The following is a 25,523-nucleotide window of genomic DNA, read 5'->3' as shown; positions in this document are numbered from 1 at the left end:
ATACACTGTTATTGCTGAATATTATAGTCAATATTCTTTTTTCATGCAACTTCACTTTTAAAAAGTTAAAGAGCAAGCGAGATTAAAACCGTTGTAACAAACAAGACCAAACTGGAAAGAATCAGCGGCCAGGTAATCGGCCAGCGCTGCGATCCTTCACGGTGCTTCATCTCGGCAAGCGGCGCCTCAGCTTCCTGCTCCCCAAGCTGTTTTTTTCTAAAGGCACGCGCGACCCGTTTAAAGCTGTACGTCATTCCGTCGAAAAAGCCGCCTTGAATGATGAAAATAATGAGTCCAAGGTTAAGAGAAAGCAGACTGACAACGGAAAGATGGTTGATCAAAGTGATTAGAGAAAAGGAGCGGTCGGATAGTCCCTGCACGACTATGGAAATGAGAATTTCCACAAAAAGAAAGAATAGATACAGATTTTTTGTTTTAAATCTAATTTTACTCATGGAACACCTCGAATGATTTTTTTTATTTGTTAGATAAAGGCCGACTCATGGAACTTTTGTTAGAAATTATAACATAATTTTAAAAAATATATTTTCAAAAAATAGCTTTGCATCAATATATTCTACATTTTCTGTTAGATTAAGATAGCAAAATTCAAAAAAAAAACATGCAAAAATTACAGATAACTTGTATAATAGCTTCTGTAGGTTGAATTGTTCTTGTTATACATACAAATATAGCGGGAACGGGCCTAAAAAAAGATAGCAATTTAGGGGAGGTTATTGCTTTTATGAAAAAGGCAAAATGGTCACTCGTGCTGTCCTTTGTGCTTGCATTGAGTCTTGTACTTTCCGCTTGCGGAAGCTCAAGCAGCAGCGACAGCGGCAAAAAAAGCGGCGCTTCAAACAAATTAGCGTCGAAACAAGAGTTGAAATTTGCGATTACAGCTGATATTCCTACTCTTGATCCAAATCTTGCAACCGATACAACGTCAACAAACGCAATTGATATGACGCAATCCGGTCTGACAAGAATGCACAACAACAAGTTCGAATGGGATTTGGCAAAAGGTGAGCCAAAGGTAAGCGCAGATAAGAAAACGTATACCTTTACCCTTCGCGATCAAAAATGGTCGGACGGCAAACCTGTAACTGCTCAGGACTTTGTTTATGGATGGCATCGTCAGAATGATCCAAATGCAAAACCGGCTTACAACTTCTTATTTGCATCTGTAGGAATTAAAAATGCAGCGAAAATCCAAAATCAGGATGATTCGTTGTATGGCAAGTATGATCAATTAGGCGTTAAAGCCTTGGATGACAAGACTTTGCAAGTAACCTTGGATCAACCGGCCCCGCCATTCTTCTACAGCATTCTGTCTCAACCGCAATTCTTCCCAGTACGTGAAGATGTTGTTAAGAAAAACGGAAGTAAATATGCAACATCCGCAGATACAATGCTCTATAGTGGTCCGTTTGTCCTTTCCGACTGGAAAAAAGGTACTGGCTGGACTTATAAGAAAAACAAAGACTACTGGAATGCAAAAGCAACGAAGCTTGAAACTGTTGACTTCAAAGTCGTAAAAGAACAAGGTACAGCGATCAATCTGTACAAAACAGGTTCGATTGATGAAGTCGGACTTTCCGCTGAATATGTTGATCAATTCAAGAAAACAAACGCAAGTGAAATGAAATCGGCTTTGGAATCCGGTACTTTCTTCCTATACATCAACCAAAAGACAAACAAGAATTTGAAGAACCTCAATTTGCGTAAAGCGCTGAACGCTGCAATTGATCGTGATGGATTAGTTAATTCAATTCTAAACAACGGTTCTGCAGGATCTGATTACATTGTTCCGAAAAACTTTGTCGCGGGTCCGGATGGCAAGGACTTCCGTTCTGCTGACCCGGATGGCTTCTCAGCTGGCTCTGCTTCCGAAGCTAAGGACTATTGGAATAAAGCAAAGAAAGAACTTGGCATTAAGACTCTGAAACTTAACTTCTTAAGCCAAGACAGCAGCTCAACACAACAATTAAACCAATATGTTGCGAACCAGATTAAGAAAAATCTTCCTGGCGTAACGGTAACAATCAATGCTCAACCTTGGGCAAACTATCTGAAACTTAATCAAGAATTCAAATTTGACCTTGCATTCAGCGGCTGGTTCCCAGATTATCAGGATCCAATGACTTACCTGGATATGTGGACCTCTAAAAACCCACAAAATACCACAGGATGGTCAAATAAGAAATTTGACAGCCTGTTACAGTCAGCACTTACAGGTACAGCTGATCAACAGAAACGTTGGGATAATCTTCTTGCAGCTGAAAAACTGATGATGTCCGAATACCCAATTGTTCCTCTCTATCAATCTGGACATACTTGGGTAGAAAAACCTTATGTTAAGGATCTTTCATTCCCATCATACGGTCCTGAAATTGATTTTGCACGTGCTTATATTACACAGCACTAATTTATATAAATCAATGGATGATATGTGAGGTATTTTGAAGGAGAGTATGTGTCGACCCTGACATGTACTCTCCTTTCCATTAATTTTATAATAACTTTATTCATTTACTATGATAAACTATTTACTATTGAATACTAGGAAATACAAGATAGATAATTGTTTTTTAGGGGGTACGTTTGTGGGCCGATATATTTTAAAGCGAATTGGCTATATGATTGTCACTTTTTACGTTGTGGTTACGCTGACGTTTCTGTCCATGAAGATGCTGCCTGGTACACCATTTAAGTTTGCCAATCGTCTCTCACCTGAGCAGTTAAATCAGTTGAAGCATTATTATGGCCTTGATCAACCTGTTCCAGTCCAATATCTGCAGTATATGTGGAACTTTATTCATGGTGATCTCGGTGGCTCGTTTCAGTATGGGATGCAGCCGGTCACTGAATTTTTAATGCAGCGTTTCCCAGTATCGATGCAGCTTGGCATTGAATCGATGATTTTTGGAACGATATTGGGCATCCTCTTAGGGATCATTTCGGGAATTTATCGCGGTAGATTTCTTGATTGGGGTATGGTCACATTGACCGTTGTGTTTATTTCAATTCCTTCGTTTATTTTTGCGGCAATTCTGCAGTATTTCTTTTCGGTACAAATCCGAATTTTCCCTGTAATCGGATGGAGCGGCCCCATGACTCATGTACTACCGGTCATCTCTATTGGTGTCGGAGTCATGGCATCAATCGCTCGATTTATGCGGACAGAGATGGTTGAAGTCTTGAATCAAGACTACATAGTAACAGCGCAAGCAAAAGGGTTGAGCACATCTGCCGTTATTTATAAGCATGCGATTCGTAATGCAATGATTCCGATTGTTACCGTAATCGGCCCCATGACAGCAGCTGTTGTTACGGGATCGTTAGTCATTGAAAATATTTTTGCTATTCCTGGTATTGGATCTCAATTCATTGATGCGATTGTCACCAATGATTATCCGATGATTATGGGGACAACCGAACTGTATGCCGCTTTATTTATTGTTACGATTTTTATCGTTGATATTTTGTACGGCGTGATTGATCCAAGAATCCGCGTGTCTGGAGGGAAGCCATCATGACATCGTCTAATCATGACATAACCAAAGACTTATTTACTCTTGCAGACTTGGGTGATACAGCAGCTGATAAGATCGCTGGTGAAAGCGTCAGTGCATGGAAAGACGCCCTTCGACGATTCGTCACCAATAAAGGTGCCTTTATATCGATGATTATTATTGCCTTAATTGTGTTTTTTGCAATTGTTGGGCCGCATTTCTTTGGCTATGACATCGATAATCAAGATGTATCACGCGCCAACCTTCCGCCTAAAATCAGTGGTTTGGAATGGATTCCGGCGTTCAGCGGTCATGAAAATGGCGTGGATGTTTACAAAGAAAAGAATGTTAAAACCGCCTACTGGTTCGGTACTGATCAGCTTGGACGTGATCTTTGGACAAGAACCTGGCATGGAACGCAGATTTCGTTGATTATTGCCTTGATTGCGACGCTTGCAGATGTGCTCATCGGAGTTGTTTACGGTGGTATTTCCGGCTACTTTGGCGGTATGACTGATAATGTTATGCAGCGTATCATTGAAATCATCGCCGGTATTCCGAACCTTGTCTGGATCATTTTGCTGATTTTGATTATGCAGCCAGGACTATTAGCGATTACAGTTGCTATTTTAGCGACAAGCTGGCTCTCAATGGCGCGAATTGTTCGCGGCGAGATGCTGAAGTTGAAAAATCAGGAGTTTGTTCTTGCTTCGAGAACGCTTGGCGCAAGCGACCGACGTATTATTTTCCGGCATTTGATACCGAATTCGATCGGTATGATTATTATTAACACTATGTTTTCCGTACCAAGCGCAATCTTCTTTGAGGCATTCCTGAGCTTCATCGGTCTAGGAATTCGTTCGCCGCAATCATCGCTCGGTTCGTTGATCAATGACGGGTATCAGATGCTGCAAATTCATCCGTATCAGACACTTTACCCGGGTATTATTATTTCGCTCCTGTTAATTTGCTTTAATATCATGGGTGATGGGCTTCGTGATGCATTTGATCCGAAGCTTCGTCGATAAGTACAGGAGGTGCACTAATGGATCACTTAATGAAAATTACAGATTTAAATGTTGTCTTTCATATATTTGGAGCAGACGTCCATGCGGTTCGCGGTATTGACTTGGAATTAAATAAAGGTGAAACGCTGGCAATTGTCGGAGAATCTGGTTCCGGTAAATCCGTAACATCAAAATCGATTATGGGGCTGATTCCGAACCCACCTGGAGAAATTACATCCGGTGAAATTTTATTTGAAGGAAAAGATCTCGTCCAATATTCACAAAAGCAGATGCAGAAAATTCGTGGAAAAGACATTTCGATGATTTTCCAGGATCCAATGACTGCCCTTAATCCGACCATGAAAATTGGCAAACAAATCATGGAGGGCCTAATTAAACATCAAGGCTTATCTAAGCATGATGCAAAAGAACGCGCCATTGAACTGCTGCAGCTGGTAGGCATTCCAAATCCAGAGAAGCGAGTCGATGAATATCCGCATCAATTTTCCGGTGGGATGCGGCAGCGTGTTGTGATTGCCATTGCTCTTGCCTGCAATCCGAAAATATTAATTGCAGACGAGCCGACAACCGCGCTGGATGTAACCATCCAAGCCCAAATTCTTGATTTAATGCGTGATTTGCAAGAAAAAACCGGAACGGCAATTATATTGATCACTCATGATTTAGGAGTCGTTGCCAATCTGGCCAAACGTGTTGCTGTTATGTACGGCGGCAAAATTGTTGAAACAGGTACATTGGATGAAATTTTCTATAATCCGAAACACCCGTATACATGGGGGCTGCTGTCCTCTATGCCGAAACTGCACGCAAAAACGGATAAGCTTTTGGCAATTCCAGGAACGCCTCCTGATTTGAGCCATCCGCCGAAGGGCTGTCCTTTTGCCGCCAGATGCCCTTATGCCATGAAAGTATGTATTGATCATATGCCTGAGTACACAGAACTGTCGAAGACGCAGAAGGCGGCTTGCTGGCTTCTTGATGAGCGTGCGCCAAAAGTAGATCCGCCGTCAACGATAGGTGTGGGAGGGGAAGCATAATGGCTGCTAAAACTGAAAAATTATTACAAGTGAAGAATCTCAAGAAATACTTCAATGTTTCCCGTAAGGATGTGCTCAAGGCCGTCGACGGCGTGACCTTTGATGTCTATAAAGGCGAGACACTGGGACTTGTAGGTGAGTCCGGATGCGGTAAATCTACTACCGGTCGAACGATTATTCGACTTTATGATCCCACTGAAGGTGAAGTTATTTTCGATGGTCAGGATGTTGGCGGAAAGCTGAACCGCAATGAAAAAAAGAATTTGTCAAAACGGATGCAGATGATCTTTCAGGATCCTTATGCCTCGCTGAATCCGAGAATGATGGTTAAGGATATTATTGCTGAGGGCATTGATATTCATCACTTGGCTAAATCCCCCAAAGAACGGATTGAACGGGTTTACGAAATGCTTGAAACGGTTGGATTGAACCGTGAACATGCGAATCGTTATCCACATGAATTCAGTGGGGGGCAAAGGCAGCGTATCGGCATTGCACGGGCACTTGCAGTAGATCCCGACTTTATCATTGCCGACGAACCGATTTCAGCCCTAGATGTTTCCATCCAAGCTCAGGTTGTCAATTTGATGCAGGAGCTCCAGGAAAAACAGGGATTGACCTATTTGTTTATTGCTCATGATCTTTCTATGGTGAAGCACATCAGCGATCGTGTCGGTGTTATGTATCTCGGGAACATGGCCGAACTTGCATCCAGTGATGACGTTTATGGTCATCCGCTGCATCCGTATACGCAGTCGTTGCTGTCGGCAATCCCGGTTGCTGATCCTAAGATTGAGCGGACACGCGAGCGTATTATTCTTGAAGGCGATGTGCCAAGTCCAATTGATCCGCCAAGCGGCTGCCGCTTCAGAACACGTTGTCCATTTGCTATGGATATCTGTGCAAAAGTTAGACCGAAATGGCATGAAGCAGAAAAGAACCACTGGGTTGCCTGCCACCTTCATGATGAAGAAATAAAAACAGAAAACGTATAAAAAATAATCCTTGCAGGATATTCTGCAAGGATTATTTTTTTCGATAAGTGATGAAAAGATGCACAAAATAAAAAAGAATGTTAAAGAGAAGCAGCACGATAATCATCGGCATCGTCAGCAAGTGAAAAAAATGGTACAAAACGATGGCGATGATCAGAAGCAAGGCGAGAAAGCAGGTAATCCAGCGAGTCATAAAATCAGCTCCATTAAAAGGTTTGTTCCTGTGAATACTTTCTGCGCGCTTCACATATAGTATAAGAGGAATGTCTCGTGAAGACATTTAGCCCAAGGTTCGGTGAAACGGCGATATGTTCCATAACGATGTCCAAGCTTAACATAATCACAGTCGAGTCTCAAGAAGAGGCACTGCTTCTTTGAAATGGGGCATGTCAAAATTTTACCTTGACAACCAAGCGTGTCGGGTTGAGAATAAAGGCAGACAAAGAATACTCTTCTGAGATCCACTTGAGAAGAGATTTGGACGAATGAGTGAGGAGGCGATCATCAGTGAAACCGAAAGACGTCAGACGGAGGCGCAAACATTCTATTCGGAAATGGTTGAAAGAGACCTTAGGACAGCTTCAACCGAAGTCGCAAGATGCACCGTCAGCGAACCTGAAATTACCGGCGTAAGGTGAATATGATGCGGGTAAAACCGAATAAACATAGTGAATGTGTATTGAAGAGCTTCTTTTTTGAGAAGCTCTTTTTGCATCCCTTTTACATACTGAGCGCAAGTGGGTTTCGCAGCGAAATGAGAATCCGCATTTTTATTGGAAATGATCGTAACATGTCGAATCATGGTGCAAAATAGCTTGTTTTCTGGTGAAATATGAAATTATTTTCATACAAAAAAGGGTATAAAATTTATAAGAATTATTATATAATAAAAGAAAGCCTTAGTGAATAGAATGCTTCTATTATTCAAAGGAGGGCGAGATATGGTTACATTGTATACATCACCAAGCTGCACGTCGTGCAGAAAAGCAAAAGCTTGGCTCAGGGAGCATGACATCCCATTTAAAGAACGGAACATATTCTCCGAACCACTATCGATTGAAGAGATTAAAGATATTCTGCGTATGACTGAAAACGGTACGGACGAGATTATCTCGACACGATCAAAAGCCTTTCAGGAACTGAATATTCAACTGGAGACCATGTCAATCCAGCAGTTGTTTGAATTGATCAAAGAAAATCCTGGATTGTTGCGCCGTCCGATTATGCTTGACGACAAACGGTTGCAGGTTGGCTACAACGACGATGAGATTCGCCGCTTTCTTCCTAGAAGGGTACGTACCTTTCAGTTGCAAGAAGCACAGCGATTGGTTAATTAACGCGTGAATGGATTTTTTTAATTGACATACGATTCATTGTTTAAAAATAAGAACGGCCGTCCTTGATTGGGCGGTCGTTCTTGCTTCACGACTCGTGCTAAGACCTCTTTGCAAATCTCCATGAGGAATAGAGGTTGTATAGCCATCCGGTCACAAGCAGAGCAGCAATGAGCAGAACCGGAAAGATATGGGCGAAATGAGGATAAGACTCAAAAATCCAACGAATTTCCTGTTCATCCATGATCATTTCGGAGGCCGTGTAGCCAAGAATGCCGCCGCCAGCATAGATGAGAAGAGGAATATGTTCCATAGCGATTAAAATAATTTTACTTCCCCAAACAATGATTGGAACAGAAAAGATAAGACCGATTGCAATATAGCCGATATGACCTTTCGATGCACCGGCAATTGCAAGCATGTTATCAAAACCCATGACCATGTCTGCAAGCACGATCGTTCGTACAGCAGCTACCAATGATATTCCTGCGCGAATGTTATGTTTTTCTTGTCTATTCGTAATCAGACGGATGGCAATGATGATTAAGAAAAAGCCTCCGGCGAGAAGAAGGTAAGGAATATTCAGCAGTGAAACAACGATTGCGGTCAATGCAATACGGATGATCACCGCTATTCCGGTACCTAAAAGAATTGCTTCATTGCGTTTTTTTTCTTCGAGCCTGCGGCACGCTAAAGCGATGACAACCGCATTGTCTCCGCCTAGAATAATATCGATGAAAATGATTTTTAAGATAAAAAGCAGTGTATCAAGATCAAAAGACATGCGTGATGAGCTCCTTTCTTCTGTCTCCGTTCAATTTATGCGGACTTGTCCCGAATCATTCCGTCAACGCTTGTTTTAAACAATCTTTGTCATTTGCTGCATAATTAGATTAAGCAATCAATAGAATGAAGCAATTAATCGAAACCGTGCTTGTTGATGGGGCAAGTGCGGAATCGTTTAAATACGGATTATTTTTATTTCCATGGTGGACGTTTTATCATACAATAGAGGTACAGGATACATGTTGTCCTATCGGCAGTTGTCACTCCCATACCTATTGATAAAGAAGGGAGAGATCGCAGTGAAAATCGAACGGATTAATGAAAATACGCTGAAGTTCTATATCAGTTATTTGGATATTGAGGATCTTGGCTTTGATCGTGAGGAGATATGGTATAACCGCGATCGAAGTGAAGAACTCTTTTGGCAAATGATGGATGAAGCACACACTCAAGAATCTTTTTCACTTGAAGGTCCGCTTTGGATTCAGGTTCAAGCCTTGGAAAAGGGTATGGAAATTATTGTGACTCGTGCACAGATTTCGAAAGATGGATCCAATCTTCAATTGCCGCTATCAGATGACAAACATCTGGACATACCAATTAACGACCATGACGCCGATCAGAATTCAAACCGGGCCAAGGTGTCCGAAAACAAGGATGAGGAGCTTGATCATTCAGAAGACGATGCTTTTCAGGATGATCAGCCGATTTCATTTATAATCGGATTTGCCGATTTTGAGAATTTGATCGCTTTGAGCCATGCTTTTCCGGCTCATGAGGCGATGGATACCGCACTTTATGCATACAAGAACAGCTACTATTTAAACGTTACGTTTGATGATTGCCTGTCTGATGAAGATCAGGATAATGATTTAAGCAAGATGCTGGAGTATGGGCTTGACACCAATCTTACACAGTATGTACTCGATGAGTATGGAAAAGAAATCATTAAGACAGAAGCACTGCAAACCATTAGGACGCACTTTCCTCTGCTTAAATAATCGTTTCCCTCTGAAAACGAGCCTGCCGATCATCGGCAGGCTTTTTTTCACAGGTAAAGGAAGTTTGTGATTTTGCTTTGTGGTATAACGATAAGCGGCATAAATACGTCCTGTATGCAACGCGAAAGTCATCACATCCTGCGGAAGTAAATAGACGGAGAGATTCCGCTTATCAACCTGAAAAACGTGAAAATGGGGGATTTTCCTTTGCATAACCGGAAAACCTCCCCTTATGTCCCCCTGAAATGAGCTCTGCTTTGCATATAACCGAAAAATCTCCGCTTATTTTTACTTAATTATGGACCGGAATGCTTAATGAAACAGAAGTGAGAGGAATGGGGATCATTTTTTCAAGACACTGAGACAAGCAGATTCTGCATGGAAGCAGGAGTCCAGCCTGTGCGTGCAGAATAAAGTAACATGAAAAGAAGAGGTGGTGATTTTTTGCTCATCGCGTCAACAGTCGATGCGCAGCGTATTTCGCTGGCTGAAAGGGAAGGGTCACGCGAAGAATTAATGCGGTTGCGCAATCAGTCGTTCCGTTGTCCGATCTGCCATGCTCCCGTGCTGCTCAAAGCAGGCGAGAAGCGGCGCTGGCATTTTGCACATCGCCCGCATCATACGTGTCTCGTAGAGAATGAACCTGAGACAGAGGCGCATCTAGCCGGCAAATATGATCTGTTTCATTGGAGCCGTTCCGCCGGCAGAGCGCCCCGTTTGGAATACTATTTACCCGAACTGCGCCAAAGGCCGGATGTGTATTTACCCGGGATCGAACCGACAGCGCTTGAGTATCAGTGCAGCGCGATAGCGGAAAAGCGATTAGCAGAACGGTCAATTGGTTATCTTCACAGACATATAACCCCGGTTTGGATTATTGGTATGCATCATCACAGCTGCAAACGAAACATGATTCGTCTCTCTGGTTTCGTTTCTATGGCGATTCGCCGATCTAGAGCTGCTCCAGCACAACACCCGTTTTCTTCACCCTATTTCATTTGGTTTTATAATGCTTCGACGAAATGTTTTCTTCGATCTTCCTGCCTGACTCCATGGTCAAAAACTTATTTTATTTCCCAGGAAAGTTGCTGTACACTTTCTGAATGCAGGCCCTATCAATTGCTTGCTCCTTATCTCGATTTTTCACCCAAATCATTTATGCGGCTCTGGCTTACCATGAAGAAAAGAAAAAGACTCGCACGTCCTTTGCGGATGACTCGTGAAGAATGTCTTTTGCGCAGTCAAGTCTATCAATTTCGTCAGCACTTTGCTTGGTTCCCGAGTTATGTCGGCTTGCCGCATCATTCGTTCGTTTATTTTCTGAATCCTCCTTTGCTTTGGCAGATGTGGCTGGTTCTTTTGCTCGGCCGAATCCAACCCGGCTATTGGTTTACGCCCGAACGGATGCTTGAAGAAGCAAGCCGAAGAGGGGTTGCTGATTTATTCGCGCTTCGCCCGCTTCCGCTGTGTCCCACTAAAACAGCCGGGCAGCTGATTGCTGTCTATTTAACACAATTGGTACGTTTGCGTGTTGCTGAACAGAGCGGTGCATCTTATCGTTTGTTTCCGTATCAAGTGAACGAAACAACGTTCACTGAATGTCTCAAGCAGGATCGCCAAACGCTGGTACAGTTAGAAGCGGCACTGCTTGATGATCCGCTCAAAGAATAAGCAAATTTTTGCGCAAATGTTCAAAAAGAAGTAGGATATAATTATTGGTAAATACATGAAATACGGAGGTGCCGCAATGGCTGAAGGGAAAACGACCGCCCTCCCAAAACGAGAGGATATACCGGTTGAAGAAACTTGGGATTTGGAAGCGATCTACCCGAGTGTTGCTGCTTGGGAGCAGGCTTTTGAAAAAGTGAAAGAGCTGATCGCTGAAGCCGAACAGTTTAAGGGGAAAATCGGCGAGTCAGCCGATTCCTTATATGCATTATTGAAAAAGCAAGATGAAGTCACCGAATTGTTGTACAAGGTTTATGTGTATGCACATATGAAAAATGATGAAAACACGGCAAATGCAACGTTTCAGGCTCTTCATGACCGGGCGAGCAGTCTTGCTGCAGTTGCCGGCAGCAAGCTGGCCTTTATCGTTCCGGAAATTCTGGCAATTGATCCCAAACGGCTGAATCAATTCGTTGAAGGAAGCACGTCATTGCAGCTCTATCGCCATGCACTTGACGAAATCATCAGGACGCGCCCCCATGTGCTTGACAGTGAAAAAGAAGCACTGCTTGCTGCTGTTGAAGAGGTTACCGATGCGTCATCGACTACGTTTGGGATGCTGAATAATGCGGACTTGAAGTTTCCGACGATCAAAGGCGAAGCCGGACAGGATGTTGAAATTACACATGGTCGCTACGGCACGCTTATGGAAAGCGAGAACAGACAGGTGCGCAAAGATACGTTTGAAGGCGTCTACAAAACGTACGGTGCGTTTAAAAATACACTCGCTTCCACTTTGAGCGGACAAATCAAACGCGATTCGTTCTATGCTAATGCGCGCAAGTATACATCGGCACGTGAAGCTGCTTTGTTCCGAAATGATATTCCTGAAGCAGTGTATGATAACTTGATTAAAACGATTCATGAACATTTGCCATTGATGTACCGCTATGTAGCACTGCGTAAGAAAGCATTGCAAGTGGATGAGCTGCATATGTATGATCTTTATGCGCCGCTGGTGCCGAATGCAAAAATCAAGGTCACCTATGATGAGGCAAAAGAAATCGTGCTCAAAGCGCTTGCACCGCTTGGTGAAGACTATTTGGATAGCATTCGAGACGGATTTAAGAAACGCTGGATCGATGTCCGTGAAACGCAAAACAAGCGGAGCGGCGGCTACTCGGGCGGAAGCTACGGCACGATGCCGTACATCTTGCTGAACTGGCAGGATAACATCGACAGTATGTTCACGCTGGCTCATGAACTTGGCCATTCGATGCACAGTTACTATTCACGCACCAGCCAACCTTATCCGTACTCTGATTACTCGATCTTTGTTGCAGAAGTAGCTTCCACCTGCAACGAAGCATTGCTGAATCACTATTTGCTCAATCACACGGATGATAAGAAAAGAAAACTGTATTTGCTCAACAATCAGTTGGAAGGCTTCAAAGGCACGGTCTTCAGGCAGACCATGTTTGCCGAGTTCGAACACATCATCCATGAAAAGGTGCGTGCGGGCGAAGCACTGACAGCGGATCTTTTGACTGAAACCTATTACAGTTTGAATAAAACTTATTTTGGACCGGATATCGTTGTTGATCCGCAAATCGGTCTGGAATGGGCACGAATCCCGCATTTCTACTACAACTATTATGTTTACCAATATGCAACGGGATTCAGCGCTGCCTCAGCACTGTCTGCGCAAATTCTTCAGGAAGGGACAGCGGCTGTTGAACGCTACAAGAACTACCTTAAATCGGGAAGTTCGGAATCGCCGATTGAAATTCTTAAAAAAGCAGGCGTAAATATGGCTGAACCGAAACCGGTGCAGCAGGCAATGGATGTATTTGCGAACGTTCTTGATGAAACGGAACGCTTGCTTTTCAGCTAATTGAACCACAATTAAAAAACAAGGACTGAAGCAAATTGCTTCAGTCCTTGTTCGCTTAGTGCAAGATAAGAACCCGCCTGCGGAGCGGCTCTGTTGATCACGAGCCATGGGAGATCCCACAGGCAATAGTGCGCTCGCGGTGCGCCCGCGGCAAGCGAGTAACCGAAGCGACGATTCAGCACCGAAAAGACACGAATCCATCACACATGGCTGGAGATAAAGGACCAAGCACAGCTTGGTTTTTCTTATAAGCTACAAGCCATTCAGCGGCTGCGTTTCTGATTCCACGTGAGCATGCGAACGATCAAAAAAATAAGGGTAAAGAAAAGGATTCCGGACAAGAACAGGGACTCTAAATGCAGCAGTCCAAGCAGAAAATAACCAAAACAAAGGACTGCCATTGCGGACAAAAGACAGAGCATAACCAATTTCATCGGGTTCAACCTCCGTAGCTTGTTTAAAACAAGCTTATGACGACTTGTACGAAAACATGCAGCGGAGGGCTTAAGGCCTAAGGTAACCGCGTACACGCTCGTAAATCCAATCCATTGCTACACTTTTTTGATAGACCAATTCAAATAAACGCCCGCGTGCATATACCTCATAGCAGAACCAGTCATGACGAATCATCTGCATATGGCGGTCAAAAAGTTCTTGTTTATTCTTTATCAGATCTGCTCTGACCTGTTCTGTCATGTCGTCAAGAACTTCTAAATAAAGGTGCTTAAATTTGGCACCCGAAGCTGCAAGCGCTTTGCGATCATGGACGAAAGCCCTTTTAATCAGCGGCAGAAGCATGTATTCAGCAGCAATACGGGTTTCATCTTTGCTCATTTCCGATGCGGGAAGAAATACATCATGATCGTTCATTTGAAATGACCCCCAATTTTACCTGCACGTACACGAAGCTGACTGGCCGGCAGGAGGGATGCACCGCGAAAGAGTGCTGTTCTGCCATACTTGCAGTGAATACGGTCCACTGCAGCACTCAGCTTTGCTTTTTCTTCAATCCGTGCAAACAGATCCAATTGAAAAGTTTCCGTGCTTTTTTGAAGATCACTGAGCGTTACGGCTGCCGCGCGAATGGGTTGGTGGGCCCAACTTTCGCTGAAAAGACGATGAACCGCATGGTAAATGTCCAAACCAAAATTTGTTGCATAAGGCAATCGAATTTGGCGATGAAAGCCATTGTGCTGCTCAAAGGGACCGGACACGCCTATAGAGACGACACATCCCATATACCTTTCTGAGCGGGCACGAGCAGCCACTTCTTCGCTTAATTCAAGAAGAATGACACGAATCGCTTGTTGATCGGTGTAGTCATAGGGAAGGGTTATATGATGTCCGATTGCTTTTTGGTCGATAAATGTATTTGGCGAGACTGGAGATGGGTCCAATCCATGAGCGGTTTGCCAGAGCAACTCCCCGTTCACGCCCCAGCGTTTGCGCAGCAGTTCGACCGGGAAACGGGCGAGATGGCCGATTTTGCGAATGCCCATCCCGATGAAGTGCTGTTCCATACGGTGCCCGACCCCAAAAAGTGCACCGATCGGCAGCGGCCATAATTTTTTTTCCATATTTCTTTTCGTTAATAGAGAAATGCCCGTTTGATTCTTTTTGCTGAAATGGTCGCATGCCATTTTTGCCAGTGCTTTATTTGGTCCGATTCCAATTCGCGCGTAGATCCCGAAGCGCTGCTGCATGTCTCGTTGGATTTTTTGAGCAATAGTCAGCGGATCACCAAAAAGGTTCAGACTTGAAGTCACATCCATAAACTGCTCATCGATCGAATAGGGCTCAATCAAATGGGTATAGTGTTGAAGAAAGCGGGTCACTGCGGCAGATACGTTAATATAGCGCTGCATGCGCGGCAGACGGACGATGGCCTGTGGGCATTTGTTCAATGCCTGCCCGAGCGGTTCGGCGGTCAGCACGCCGAATTGCTTGGCGATGGGGCAGGCGGCAAGCACGATGCCGCTACGCTGCTTTGGGTTGCCCGCAACAATCAAAGGTTTGCTCCTAAATTCCGGAAAGTCCATCTTTTCAACAGAAGCATAGAACGTCTGCATATCGATCAGAAAGATTATATGATCCATCTGCACCACCTCAATTCATTGACTATGGATTTATTATACACGAACGAATGTTCTTTTAACACTGGAAATAAAAACATATGTTCTGTATAATGAGATAAGCGGTTTGAAAGACAAGAAAAAACCCTGTTTCCAAATGGAAGCAGGGCGATCGATCAGTTTCTATGTGCAGCTTTTAGTTCGCATGAGTAAGATAGGACCAGTATTGTCCGGTTTTTAACATAATTGGCTCGATCACTTGTTGCAGCTGCAGTTTGTGCAATTCTTTTAACGCCTCGTCTTCGGATAGATCATAGATAACGGCAACTTCCTGAGTGGTTAGGAAAAATTGCTGTTTAAAATAATCTTTGAGCGGAATCTTCGAGGCGGGGATCGGCCGCTCGTTTAATAATTCGCTAAGAATCTGTACATAGACTGAGTAAGGATAATGACCGTTCACCTTAATGGCTTCTGAATCATTACATGGTGTTGAACAGACCAGAGTCGGCAATTCGGTAATGGACAGTTCATTAGCTAATTTACGATCGCACTGAAATGCTTTGAGCGGCCGGCAAGAGTGAAAGTCACTTGAGAATTCCTGTTCATTTAGTCCGGCGAGACGAGCGACCTTGAGCAGCTCGTCAAATTGATTTAAGCCTTGTTTTCTCAAAAAGATTTGTTCACGCACACGCTTTAGAAACATTTGACCTGCCGCGCGCCCTTGAAATTCGGCAGCCTTAATGGCATAGGCAATCGAATAAAGCGAGGGCGGGTTTTCAAGCCATACGTCGCTGTCGCAGCACATACCGGTCAGACGCGCATATTTGTCCCATTCCTCAGCAATTTTTTTGGCTTGGTGAAACCGGCAGCAGTTTGCCGTATCATGATTGGTTGTCAGTAAGATGCGAAAGTCAATATACTTATGATATTGAAAAAGAAACTTTTTGAGCAAAGGTTCAAATCCCCAGCACTCCGGACAAAGTGGATCAATAAACATCAGAATCTCGACGCGTTGAAAAGACCGCGTTTTGCCGTTTCTTAGGGAACAGGATTCGTTTCCCAGTGCTCCCTCACATGTCATTCCTTCATTAAAGTGTGTCATGAAATCCCACCTCTCGAAGAAATTTTAAATAAACGGGCTCAAAAAAAGACGCTGGACTCAAACAAGCATTGCCGATAGTCGAAGTAGTCCCTCTCATTATAGCGTGATTCATTATTGCTAAATTCAGCCTTCCTTTATGATATTCTCGTCAACTTGATTCATTGACTCAGACAAAACACGTGTGAAAAAAGCACTGTTTAAGCTTTATCTATTGTAACAAGTTCCGATCGTGGAGGGCAACTCAGGGGCTTTTTAATCACTTATTTTCACGTTGAATCAATGGCCGAATCATTCATTTAGTGCGACAAATAAAATAATTAGGAAAATGTTTTCCAACCTTGAATCCAATACTCATGGTGTTATAATTTGAGACCCGGGGAATTAAGGGAGCTAAATAATAAGTGAATCAAATCAAATGAAGAAGGAAGTACAAGATGCTACCTGGCGTTACAATTGGAGAACTAATAAAAAAATTAGTGATTGCGGTTTGTGCTGCTTTTTTGTGTGCATTGAGCATGAATCTATTTCTTGTTCCAGCCCATGTTTATGCGGCAGGTATCAACGGCGCAGCCCAACTGATTTCCGATATTTTGCTTGACAGCGCACATATTCATCTTTCCATTGGCTTGCTGGTCTTGATCTTGAATATGCCGATTGCTCTTCTGGGATGGTTCAAGGTAGGAAAGAGCTTTACGTTGTTTAGTTTCATTACCGTCGTCTTAACATCGTTTTTCCTGACCGTTTTGCCGCTACACCCACTGTCTTCAGACTTGCTGCTCAATTCTATTTTTGGCGGCATGATTTCCGCGATTGGAGTGGGGGTCGCACTGAAATATGGGATTTCGACCGGTGGGCTGGATATCATCGCGATCTATTTGACGCGGCGTAATCGCAATGCCTCTTCAGGAAAATACTTTCTGATCTTAAACGGGATCATTATTGTGATTGCGGGTGTGGTCTATGAGTGGCAATATGCTCTGTATACATTAATTTCGCGCTTTGTAAACAGCTATGTGATCGACATGATTCACACGAAGTATCAAAAGTTGACGGTTATGACGGTTACCGGCGAGTCAGAGCGTCTGACTAAGGCGATACAAGATCAATTTGATCGCGGCATGACGGTGATTCCTTCATACGGCGGGTTTACCGGGTCTAAGAAGACCACTCTGATGATCGTCATCAGCCATTACGAACTCTACAAGATCGAACGCCTGATTAAAACAATTGATCCTAATGCCTTCACAAATATTTTGGAGACAAACAAGATCATCGGTACCTTTCACACAGAAGAGCAGCAGCGAGCGGTTCAGGCGATGAAACACGGCGACCACACGCAAAAAGTGCAAAAAACATTAGGATATCAGGATTATGAACATTTCCAGAAACTCTTTCATTCATCAGCAGTAAAATAAGTGTATTTGAGTAGTCATTGCAGTCTCGCACTTCTGCTTAAACGAATGCAAGCTGCTGTTACTATTGATTTGATAGGATAACCAAAAAGCGCTTCTTGGCATTTACTGAGCCAAGAAGCGCTTTTTTATTTTCGATAATGCGTAAAGACAAAACGTTTAAAGTGAGCAGCGGCTGGGGACAGCGGTCGATCTTCATACCAGGAAAGCCCGATCTGGCGCGAACAGCTCGGCCAGCGAACATGAATCTTGGCCACTTTGCTATGGTCGATATCCTTTAAATCCGGCATCAGAGCGGCCCCGAGTCCTGCGGCAACCAGTCCCGCCAGTGTCGTCACTTCCTCGCCTTCAAATGTGATGTTTGGTGTGAAGTTTGCTTTGCGACAGAGTTTGTCCGCAATTTTGCGCAGCTCAAAGCCTTCTTTTAGGACAATCATCGGCTCCGATTGAAGTTCATCTAGTGTAATCGATTCCCGGCGCGCGAGCGGATGCGATGCAGAGACCATCAGAAACAATTCTTCATCCCATAATTTTTCCCATTGGATGTGCGGGTCTTCATAGGAGTGATGAACAAGACAGAGATCAATTTCGCCTGCTTGAAGCTGCTTCAATAACGAGACGTTGTTGTTTTGATAGAGTTTAATTTTAATGTTTGCATGCTCTTTTTGAAATGTGCGGAGGATATTGGGGATCATATTGACACCCAGCGTGTGAAGAAAACCAAGCGATACTTCGCCGTACTCAGGATCGAGCAGCGATTGTATTTCTTTTTTTGTATCGTCAATTTCTTTAAGGATTCGGTTTACATGCTTTAAAAGCACTTTGCCGTACTGATTTAAAATAATGCTTCTTCCCTGTCTTTCGAAAAGAGGGATGCCAAGTTCTTCTTCCAGCCGGGCAATTGACCGACTTAATGCGGGTTGTGAGATTGACAGATCTTCCGCCGCTTGCGTCATATGTTGCAGCTGAGCGACCTTTTGAAAATATTCAATCTGTTGCCACTCCATGAATGATCACTCCTAGAATATAGGAAAATAGTATCGTAACGGGATAATGTTCCTGTTTATTTCTGGCCCTAAATAATCCGTCACAAAATTGACGGCTTTTTTTATTATAAGGTGTACCCTATATAGTACCATAGTTGCAGTGGAAAATCGCTTATATCTTGCCGAGAAAAACAATTTTCGGCATGTCACTCATTGACACGTTCTGTGCATCAATACGATTCACAGAATTTATTAGACAATGAATCGATATTGTCATAGTATGAATGTTACAAACAGAAACAGAAAGGATGTCGTTTTACATGGATTTTATATCGCCTGAAAGTAAAGCCTTTAAAAAGACATTAGTGGCTTTATTTTTGGGGAGCTTTATTATGTTTGCCGATCTTTATTGTACGCAACCGGTCATTGCTGTTATTGCCGCGCAATTTAACGTTCCGCCGGCTGCAGCAAGTTTGTCTTTGTCTGCTGCAACCGGTGCATTGGCCCTCTTCCTATTATTTGTCTCGTTTACCTCAGGTATGTATGATCGAAAGCGAGTTATGATTCTTGCTCTTGTGTCGTCTGCATTTCTTTCAATCACCGTTGGCTTTATTCAGAACTTGCCGCTTTTAATTGCGGTTCGCTTTGTTCAGGGCGCTCTGCTTGCAGGCTACCCGTCCATTGCGATGGCTTATATAAACGAAGAATTTGATAAGAAGGTACTCGGTTATGTGATTGGCATTTATGTTAGCGGCAACAGTCTGGGCGGATTAGCCGGGCGCTTAATTGTTGGTTCGCTCAGTGATGCTTTTTCTTGGAATACGGCTATTGCTCTATTAGGTTTGCTCAACTTAGTCATGTGCGTGCTGTTCATGATCCTGCTCCCAAAATCAAAACACTTTGATTCAAGACACGGATCGATGAAACGAACAACGGCCGGATTTCTTGAAAATATTGAGTCACCGGCTCTGGTTTTCTTATACTTAATCGGTTTTATTCTGATGGGCAGTTTCGTAACGATTTACAATTATTTCGGTATCCCGCTTTTGGAGCCACCCTATAATTTAAGCCAGACATTGATTGGGTTTATTTTTGTTATCTTTCTTGTTGGAACATTCAGTTCCACTTGGATGGGCCGATTGTCCGATCATATGAGCCGTTCCGGGGTGATTGGTCTCTGCCTGATCATGATGATCTGCGGGCTAGCGCTTACAATGTCGCCGCTCCTGGCTGTTAAAATTTTCGGATTGGCGATGTTTACGTTTGGCTTCTTTGGCGGACATTCGGTGGCCAGCAGCTGGGTTGGTATCCTGGCAAATCGGCGTGAGAAGGCGCAATCTTCTTCGCTGTATCTGCTGTTCTATTATGTGGGCTCCAGCGTGGTTGGATCTGTTGGCGGATTATTCCTTGAATGGTACGGATGGACGGGCTTGGTTATTGCAATAGCACTGTTATGTACCATCGGGATGACGCTTTGCTACTTTGTACGGAGAATGGTGCTGAATGGAGCATGTCACCGCTATCGCCGGCATCATCACAATCACCGTCACAGCATGGCAGGCCAACATATCTGATTACTCGTCTTGAACATGCGAAACCGGTGCTGCACCGATCAATAAAGCAGCATCGGTTTTTTTGTGTAAATTGTGGCGATGCGTCTGAAATTTGAGGTTGCTCATTTTTCTTTATATAATAGTTAAGATATGGAAAGAAGAGAAGGAATGGAAAAAGGGGTGGTTTTGCAGTGACGGTGTTTGAAGATTATAAGTATGAGCGCCCGGATGTCGCAAACTATGAAGAGGCATTCCGCAAGGCTTTTGATGCGTTTGAACATGCTGCAAGCTTAGAGGATGCGCTTTGTGCGGCTCGAGAGATCAATCGTATGCGCAAGCATTTGGATACCATGTTCCAGCTTGTTGGAATTCGGCATACCATCAATACAGAGGATCCCTTTTATAAAAAGGAAAATGACTTTGCTGATGAAACCATGCCGATTTTTGAAGGGAAGACGACAGAGTTCTATAGACTGCTGCTTGACTCGCCATTTCGCGCAGAGTTGGAGAAAAAATGGGGAAAACAGCTTTTTGCACTTGCCGAAGCGCAGCTTAAAAGCTTTTCCCCTGAAGTGATTCCGCTGATGCAGCAGGAAAATAAGTGGACTTCCAAGTACACCAAGCTAATTGCCGCTGCGAAGATTCCATTTAAGGGCGAGGAACGGACGCTGGCTCAGCTCACGCCTTTCCAACAATCTGCCGATCGTAAAGAAAGAAAGGCGGCACTTGAAGCTTATTTCGGTTATTTTGCCGAGCATGAACAAGCCTTTGATGAGATCTATGATCAGTTGGTGAAGATTCGGACGGAGATTGCCCGGAAGCTCGGTTTTTCAAACTATGCCGATCTGAGCTACTACAGAATGGCGCGTATCGGTTATGACCGCGAGATGGTCAAGAATTATCGCGAACAGATTCGCAAATATGTCGTGCCGGCGGCAAGTAAGCTTTATGAGCGGCAGCGCAAACGGATTGGTACGGATCAATTATACTATTACGATGTTCCGTATCAATTCACCACAGGAAATGCTGTTCCAAAGGGAAATTCAGAGTGGATTATTGAAAATGGAAAGAGAATGTACGCGGAACTTTCGCCGGAGACAGGAACGTTTTACCAATTCATGCTGGACCATCATCTGATGGATCTTCTGGCAACTAAAGGAAAAGCGGGCGGCGGTTATTGTGAATATATTTTTGACTATGACTCGCCATTTATTTTTTCGAACTTTAACGGCACAGCTGGTGATATTGACGTGCTGACTCATGAAGCCGGACACGCATTTCAGGTTTATACGACACGCACAGAGATTCCGGAATATCGCTGGCCAACATTTGAAGGGGCTGAAATTCATTCGATGAGTATGGAATTCTTTACCTGGCCGTGGATGGATCTGTTCTTCAAAGAGGATGCGAACAAGAGGAGATTCTCACATCTAAGCGATGCACTTCTGTTCCTTCCTTATGGGGTGAGTGTTGATGAATTCCAGCATGTCGTTTACGAGCACCCGGAAATGACCCCGGCCGAGCGGAAACAAGCGTGGAAGGAGATTGAGAAAAAATATTTGCCGGATCGTGACTATGACGGGATTGAATTCTTGGAAAAGGGCGGTTTCTGGCAGCGTCAAGGTCATATTTATGAATCGCCATTCTATTATATTGACTACACTTTGGCCCAAGTATGTGCGTTTGAATTTTGGAAGAAATCACAGGAAGATTATGATGCGGCATGGAAGGACTATTTAAACCTGTGCAAGCAGGGCGGAAGCAAGTCTTTCTTGGAGCTCGTGAAGACGGCCGGATTAGAATCGCCGTTCAAAGCGGGCTGTGTTGCGTCGGTTGTCACATCTGTGACCGATTGGCTCGATCAAGTCGACGACAGCAGCTATTAAAAGGATGTCTTTAAAGAAACACCCTCGAATCCATTGGATTCGAGGGTGTTTTCTAGCAATAAGATGGTCAGAAAAGTCCTTGAAGGCCCCACATGATGATTGCAGCAATAGGGATCAATGCCCATACGGTATTCGGATCAACGAACGGCCTTTGTTTCGCTTCATTTAATTCGTGAAGCTCCTTTTCAATGGCAGACAGCTTGGTTTCAATTGCTTTCAGTCTTTCATCATCCATGATTGGCTACCGCCCTTCATCCATAGGTTTGTTGAGCCTTATTCAGCACTTTGCTGACATAAGTCTGAGTTTCAGGAAATGGAGGAACGCCTCCGTATTTTTGTACAGCTCCTGAGCCAGCATTATAAGCAGCGAGCGCCAAGCGGTCATCCCCGTTGTAGCGCTTGATCAAGTGACTCAGATAACGAGTGCCGGCTTCGATGTTTTGTGCAGGGTCGTAAGGGTTTGTAACCCCCAACTCGGCTGCTGTACCCGGCATCAGCTGCATCAGGCCCATTGCTCCAGATGAACTGGTTGCATTTGGATTTCCCCCGGATTCCGTATCGATAACTGAGCGAATTAGCGGTGCAGGCACGGAATATTTTGCGCTCATCTCTTGGATGATCACGTCATAATCTGAATTTGATTTTTTTAAAGAATCCGTGATGTTCCGCGTCGGAAGCGTATCGGCTAATTGTTGCCACAGCATCTGATCCGTATTTGTGCTTGAAAGGGACGAAGCAGATGAAGAACGTTCGGAGGGGATCGAGCGACCCGAACTGCTGTTTGAATAGGAGCCGTTCATCATCATTGTGAGCAGCGAACCGAATAACTGCGCAGCATCATGATCCGTACTGGAAAAAGGTGATTGCTGATCGGATGATTGACTTTGAATTCCGGAATAGAGTGACAAGGACAACAGTTGTGCCATTGTACTTGGATTGACGGCCATTATTCTCTCAGCTCCCTCTTCTGGCTTTAATGGCTTGATTCAGGCGCATCATTTTGCTTTGTGAGGGCCTGCGTGGAATCGCAAAGGTGTGCAGCAAAGCGTCAAAAACAGATGGTCCGGATTGTGCATCCGCAGCTTCAAATTCTAATTCATAATCATTGTGGTCAAGGTAGACGCTGTGGTCGAGAAAGAGTTCTCCGGACTGATAGGGGAACTGGCAGCGTTTTGTCGTCAGTTCGCCGATAAGAACAAGCTGATCAACATCGACGCCGATTTGAGTAATGGCCTGTTCAATTTCTCCTGACGGGACAACCCCTAACTGAATCATTGAACGGCTGTCTTCGTCGCTCAGCTGCTGGTGTGTCTCCAGAATCACCCCGTTATGAGGCTGCTTTAGGGTGAAGTCATGTGTTCCGCCGCTTTCACGGATGCGCAGTACCGTTTGCTTATTTTTCAAGGCGGAAGTCGGTGTATCAAAATAGTAATTTATTTGTTTAAAGAAGGATGGTTCGTCTTTTTTAAATGCTGTGCAGAGTTTGGTGAATTCCTCAGCCGTCAGCATATTTTTATATTCAATTTCTAATTCGTGACTCATCGCGTTATTTCCCGCCTTCAAATCGATCACATAAATTCGTAACTTCTTCTAAATTATGACATAATGGGGGGGAAGAAACAACTGAGAGCTGCTCATTTTCGGGCAGAGAGCGCAACATTTGAACGTATGTTGTTCTTGTTTTGGACGAGATGGAGTGATCGAAATGGAGTGGGAGATTTTTCTGGCGCCTTACAAACAGGCAGTTGATGAACTCAAAGTGAAACTACGCGGTTACCGTGAATTATATGAAGTAACCTCAGAAAATACGCCGATCGAATTTGTCACTGGTCGTGTGAAACCAATACCAAGTATCATTGAAAAAGCTCGGCGCAAGAGGATTCCCTTGACGCAACTCAACACGCAGATGCAGGATTTGGCGGGCATTCGTGTGATGTGTCAATTTGTCGACGACATTCGCCGGGTGGTTGAACTGATCCGAAGCCGTACCGATCTTATCGTTGTGGAAGAACGTGATTACATTAGCGAAAAGAAAAAGAGTGGCTACCGCTCCTACCATGTAGTCGTTCAGTATCCGGTTCAGACGGTAAGCGGAGAGAAGAAAATTCTTGTTGAAATTCAAGTCCGCACGCTGGCGATGAATTTCTGGGCAACAATTGAGCACTCATTGAATTATAAATATAATGGCAAAATTCCGACAGACGTGAAAAAAAGATTGCTGCGAGCGGCTGAAGCTGCTTTTCGACTTGATGAAGAAATGTCGCAGATTCGCGATGAAATTCAGGTGGCTCAGCTGCGCTTTAATCAGAAAAATAGCGAACAGGAGTCGTGAATCAGGGCTAAAGAGGCTTCCGTACTAAGCAAATAGGAAGGAGTTCACAGAAAATGAGTGATTCAGCGCTTCATATAAGAAATGTTCCCGCAGGAAGTTTAAAAAAGTTTGCGATTGAATACAAAGACGATCCATTATCATCTGAATTACATAGGCAAATACTGGATCAACTAAAAGCAAAGCAAATGATTTATGACGAGAATGAACCGGATTTAGTGATTTCAATTGGCGGCGATGGGACACTTCTACATGCGTTTCACACCTATACGCATCGTTTGAACACGACTGCTTTTGTAGGCGTACATACCGGGCATTTAGGTTTCTATGCAGACTGGACCTCGGGAGAAGTAGACGGATTGGTCGAAGCGATCATTGGAAAGAGCTTTGACTTGGTGGAATATCCGCTGCTGCATATCGGTGTGCATTATAGCGACAACGCGAAACCGGACGATCTGCTGGCGCTCAATGAATGCACGGTACGCAGCGCTTCGGGTTTGCTCGTTGCGGATGTTTTGATCAAAGGTGAGAAGTTTGAAAGCTTTCGGGGAGATGGGTTGTGTTTTTCAACACCGACCGGATCGACCGCATATAACAAAGGATTGTCCGGTGCGCTGGTTCATCCTTCATTGCCCTCAATTCAGCTGACGGAAATCGCATCCATTAATAATCGCGTTTTTCGTACGGTGGGTTCACCGCTAATCTTGCCGCAGCACCATCGCTGTCAGGTTATGCCGGTTGCCGATCGAGCGTTTACCCTTTCCGTCGATCATTTGTCGCGTGTGCATGAGGATGTGAAAAAAATTGAATTCGGTGTAGCGGAAGAAAGGATTCGTTTTGCTCGTTTCCGTCCGTTCCCGTTCTGGCGGCGCGTTCGCGACTCGTTTATTGGTTAAACTTTAGAAGATAAGGACGTGAATGAGGA

26 protein-coding genes and 1 other annotated feature (1 of these 27 running past the window's edge) are annotated in these 25,523 nt (G+C 44.1%); of the genes, 14 read left to right on the top strand and 12 right to left on the bottom strand.

Going from position 1 to position 25,523, the window contains the following annotated elements; translation table 11 throughout:
- Position 1 (bottom strand) — a binding site (T-box leader) (it extends 251 nt beyond the left edge of the window).
- Between the two features lie 64 nt (positions 2-65).
- The gene (locus SIN01_RS04515; RefSeq protein ID WP_010026927.1) at positions 66-455 is read right to left on the bottom strand and encodes a DUF3899 domain-containing protein; all 390 of its coding nucleotides are present in this window, start codon (positions 453-455) and stop codon (positions 66-68) included.
- A gap of 290 nt (positions 456-745) precedes the next feature.
- On the opposite strand from SIN01_RS04515, the gene SIN01_RS04510 reads away from it, so the two are divergent.
- The 5 genes from SIN01_RS04510 (at position 746) to SIN01_RS04490 (ending at position 6,575) form a co-directional block, all read left to right on the top strand.
- Positions 746-2,428, top strand: a complete 1,683-nt coding sequence (locus tag SIN01_RS04510; protein WP_010027721.1) for a peptide ABC transporter substrate-binding protein — start codon at positions 746-748, stop codon at positions 2,426-2,428.
- 178 nt (positions 2,429-2,606) lie between these two features.
- Entirely contained in the window at positions 2,607-3,539 is a 933-nt protein-coding gene (locus SIN01_RS04505; protein ID WP_010027719.1) for an ABC transporter permease, read from the top strand.
- Positions 3,536-4,543: an oligopeptide ABC transporter permease gene (gene opp3C / locus SIN01_RS04500; RefSeq protein WP_010027717.1), complete on the top strand. Its 1,008-nt coding sequence runs from the start codon at positions 3,536-3,538 to the stop codon at positions 4,541-4,543. Before SIN01_RS04505 ends, opp3C begins: the two co-directional genes overlap by 4 nt.
- Positions 4,544-4,560: 17 nt before the next feature.
- Entirely contained in the window at positions 4,561-5,580 is a 1,020-nt protein-coding gene (locus SIN01_RS04495; RefSeq protein WP_047034867.1) for an ABC transporter ATP-binding protein, read from the top strand.
- Positions 5,580-6,575, top strand: a complete 996-nt coding sequence (locus SIN01_RS04490) for an ABC transporter ATP-binding protein (RefSeq protein WP_010026364.1) — start codon at positions 5,580-5,582, stop codon at positions 6,573-6,575. Before SIN01_RS04495 ends, SIN01_RS04490 begins: the two co-directional genes overlap by 1 nt.
- A gap of 31 nt (positions 6,576-6,606) precedes the next feature.
- On the opposite strand, the gene SIN01_RS14965 is transcribed toward SIN01_RS04490, so the two are convergent.
- Complete coding sequence (locus SIN01_RS14965; protein WP_156994738.1) at positions 6,607-6,768, bottom strand: hypothetical protein; 162 nt, start codon at positions 6,766-6,768, stop codon at positions 6,607-6,609.
- Between the two features lie 748 nt (positions 6,769-7,516).
- Here SIN01_RS14965 and spxA point away from each other — a divergent pair.
- Positions 7,517-7,912: a transcriptional regulator SpxA gene (gene spxA, locus SIN01_RS04485; RefSeq protein ID WP_010026365.1), complete on the top strand. Its 396-nt coding sequence runs from the start codon at positions 7,517-7,519 to the stop codon at positions 7,910-7,912.
- A 97-nt stretch (positions 7,913-8,009) separates the two neighbouring features.
- On the opposite strand, the gene SIN01_RS04480 is transcribed toward spxA, so the two are convergent.
- Entirely contained in the window at positions 8,010-8,693 is a 684-nt protein-coding gene (locus SIN01_RS04480) for a TerC family protein (RefSeq protein WP_010026366.1), read from the bottom strand.
- A gap of 301 nt (positions 8,694-8,994) precedes the next feature.
- Here SIN01_RS04480 and mecA point away from each other — a divergent pair, with 301 nt between their 5' ends.
- The 3 genes from mecA to pepF all read left to right on the top strand — a co-directional run bounded on the left by mecA (position 8,995) and on the right by pepF (position 13,258).
- Positions 8,995-9,696: an adaptor protein MecA gene (gene mecA / locus SIN01_RS04475; protein ID WP_010026367.1), complete on the top strand. Its 702-nt coding sequence runs from the start codon at positions 8,995-8,997 to the stop codon at positions 9,694-9,696.
- Between the two features lie 444 nt (positions 9,697-10,140).
- The gene (locus SIN01_RS04470; RefSeq protein WP_010024535.1) at positions 10,141-11,367 is read left to right on the top strand and encodes a competence protein CoiA; all 1,227 of its coding nucleotides are present in this window, start codon (positions 10,141-10,143) and stop codon (positions 11,365-11,367) included.
- Between the two features lie 76 nt (positions 11,368-11,443).
- Positions 11,444-13,258, top strand: a complete 1,815-nt coding sequence (gene pepF / locus SIN01_RS04465) for an oligoendopeptidase F (RefSeq protein ID WP_010024537.1) — start codon at positions 11,444-11,446, stop codon at positions 13,256-13,258.
- Positions 13,259-13,269: 11 nt separating this feature from the next.
- Here pepF and SIN01_RS14960 read toward each other — a convergent pair whose 3' ends face one another.
- The 5 genes from SIN01_RS14960 to SIN01_RS04450 all read right to left on the bottom strand — a co-directional run bounded on the left by SIN01_RS14960 (position 13,270) and on the right by SIN01_RS04450 (position 16,432).
- Positions 13,270-13,440, bottom strand: a complete 171-nt coding sequence (locus SIN01_RS14960; protein WP_170214995.1) for a hypothetical protein — start codon at positions 13,438-13,440, stop codon at positions 13,270-13,272.
- A gap of 81 nt (positions 13,441-13,521) precedes the next feature.
- Entirely contained in the window at positions 13,522-13,692 is a 171-nt protein-coding gene (locus SIN01_RS14955; RefSeq protein WP_156994723.1) for a hypothetical protein, read from the bottom strand.
- A gap of 70 nt (positions 13,693-13,762) precedes the next feature.
- The gene (locus tag SIN01_RS04460; RefSeq protein ID WP_010024706.1) at positions 13,763-14,128 is read right to left on the bottom strand and encodes a YhjD family protein; all 366 of its coding nucleotides are present in this window, start codon (positions 14,126-14,128) and stop codon (positions 13,763-13,765) included.
- Positions 14,125-15,354 carry a DNA polymerase IV gene (locus SIN01_RS04455; protein WP_010024704.1) on the bottom strand — a complete coding sequence of 410 codons (1,230 nt, stop codon included), beginning with the start codon at positions 15,352-15,354 and terminating at the stop codon, positions 14,125-14,127. The genes SIN01_RS04460 and SIN01_RS04455 overlap by 4 nt, the downstream gene beginning before the upstream one ends.
- Before the next feature lie 172 nt (positions 15,355-15,526).
- Positions 15,527-16,432, bottom strand: coding sequence for a DsbA family protein (locus SIN01_RS04450; protein WP_010024703.1), 906 nt, complete (start codon positions 16,430-16,432; stop codon positions 15,527-15,529).
- Positions 16,433-16,866: 434 nt separating this feature from the next.
- On the opposite strand from SIN01_RS04450, the gene SIN01_RS04445 reads away from it, so the two are divergent.
- Entirely contained in the window at positions 16,867-17,847 is a 981-nt protein-coding gene (locus SIN01_RS04445) for a YitT family protein (RefSeq protein WP_010024702.1), read from the top strand.
- Positions 17,848-17,972: 125 nt separating this feature from the next.
- Here SIN01_RS04445 and SIN01_RS04440 read toward each other — a convergent pair whose 3' ends face one another.
- On the bottom strand, positions 17,973-18,851 hold the full coding sequence (locus tag SIN01_RS04440; protein WP_010024700.1) for a LysR family transcriptional regulator: 879 nt from the start codon (positions 18,849-18,851) through the stop codon (positions 17,973-17,975).
- Between the two features lie 299 nt (positions 18,852-19,150).
- Between SIN01_RS04440 and SIN01_RS04435 the strand changes: the two genes are divergently transcribed.
- Together SIN01_RS04435 and SIN01_RS04430 are read left to right on the top strand one after the other, a co-directional pair.
- Complete coding sequence (locus SIN01_RS04435) at positions 19,151-20,404, top strand: MFS transporter (RefSeq protein ID WP_010024698.1); 1,254 nt, start codon at positions 19,151-19,153, stop codon at positions 20,402-20,404.
- Positions 20,405-20,574: 170 nt separating this feature from the next.
- Complete coding sequence (locus SIN01_RS04430) at positions 20,575-22,269, top strand: M3 family oligoendopeptidase (protein ID WP_010024696.1); 1,695 nt, start codon at positions 20,575-20,577, stop codon at positions 22,267-22,269.
- A 67-nt stretch (positions 22,270-22,336) separates the two neighbouring features.
- Here the strand turns inward: SIN01_RS04430 and SIN01_RS14950 are convergent, their stop codons facing one another.
- The 3 genes from SIN01_RS14950 to SIN01_RS04420 are packed head-to-tail and all read right to left on the bottom strand — an operon-like array spanning position 22,337 to position 23,811.
- On the bottom strand, positions 22,337-22,504 hold the full coding sequence (locus SIN01_RS14950) for a hypothetical protein (RefSeq protein ID WP_156994722.1): 168 nt from the start codon (positions 22,502-22,504) through the stop codon (positions 22,337-22,339).
- A gap of 16 nt (positions 22,505-22,520) precedes the next feature.
- Positions 22,521-23,216, bottom strand: coding sequence for a lytic transglycosylase domain-containing protein (locus tag SIN01_RS04425; RefSeq protein ID WP_010024695.1), 696 nt, complete (start codon positions 23,214-23,216; stop codon positions 22,521-22,523).
- Between the two features lie 7 nt (positions 23,217-23,223).
- Positions 23,224-23,811, bottom strand: a complete 588-nt coding sequence (locus SIN01_RS04420; protein WP_029548152.1) for a CYTH domain-containing protein — start codon at positions 23,809-23,811, stop codon at positions 23,224-23,226.
- Between the two features lie 163 nt (positions 23,812-23,974).
- Here SIN01_RS04420 and yjbM point away from each other — a divergent pair, with 163 nt between their 5' ends.
- Positions 23,975-24,601 carry a GTP diphosphokinase gene (gene yjbM / locus SIN01_RS04415; RefSeq protein ID WP_010024692.1) on the top strand — a complete coding sequence of 209 codons (627 nt, stop codon included), beginning with the start codon at positions 23,975-23,977 and terminating at the stop codon, positions 24,599-24,601.
- A gap of 53 nt (positions 24,602-24,654) precedes the next feature.
- Positions 24,655-25,494, top strand: a complete 840-nt coding sequence (locus tag SIN01_RS04410) for an NAD kinase (RefSeq protein WP_010024690.1) — start codon at positions 24,655-24,657, stop codon at positions 25,492-25,494.
- The last annotated feature ends 29 nt before the right edge of the window (positions 25,495-25,523 follow it).

Origin of the sequence: Sporolactobacillus inulinus, assembly GCF_006539285.1 — a bacterium.
Taxonomy (GTDB): domain Bacteria; phylum Bacillota; class Bacilli; order Bacillales; family Sporolactobacillaceae; genus Sporolactobacillus; species Sporolactobacillus inulinus.
This window is presented reverse-complemented; position numbering and strand designations above follow the sequence as displayed.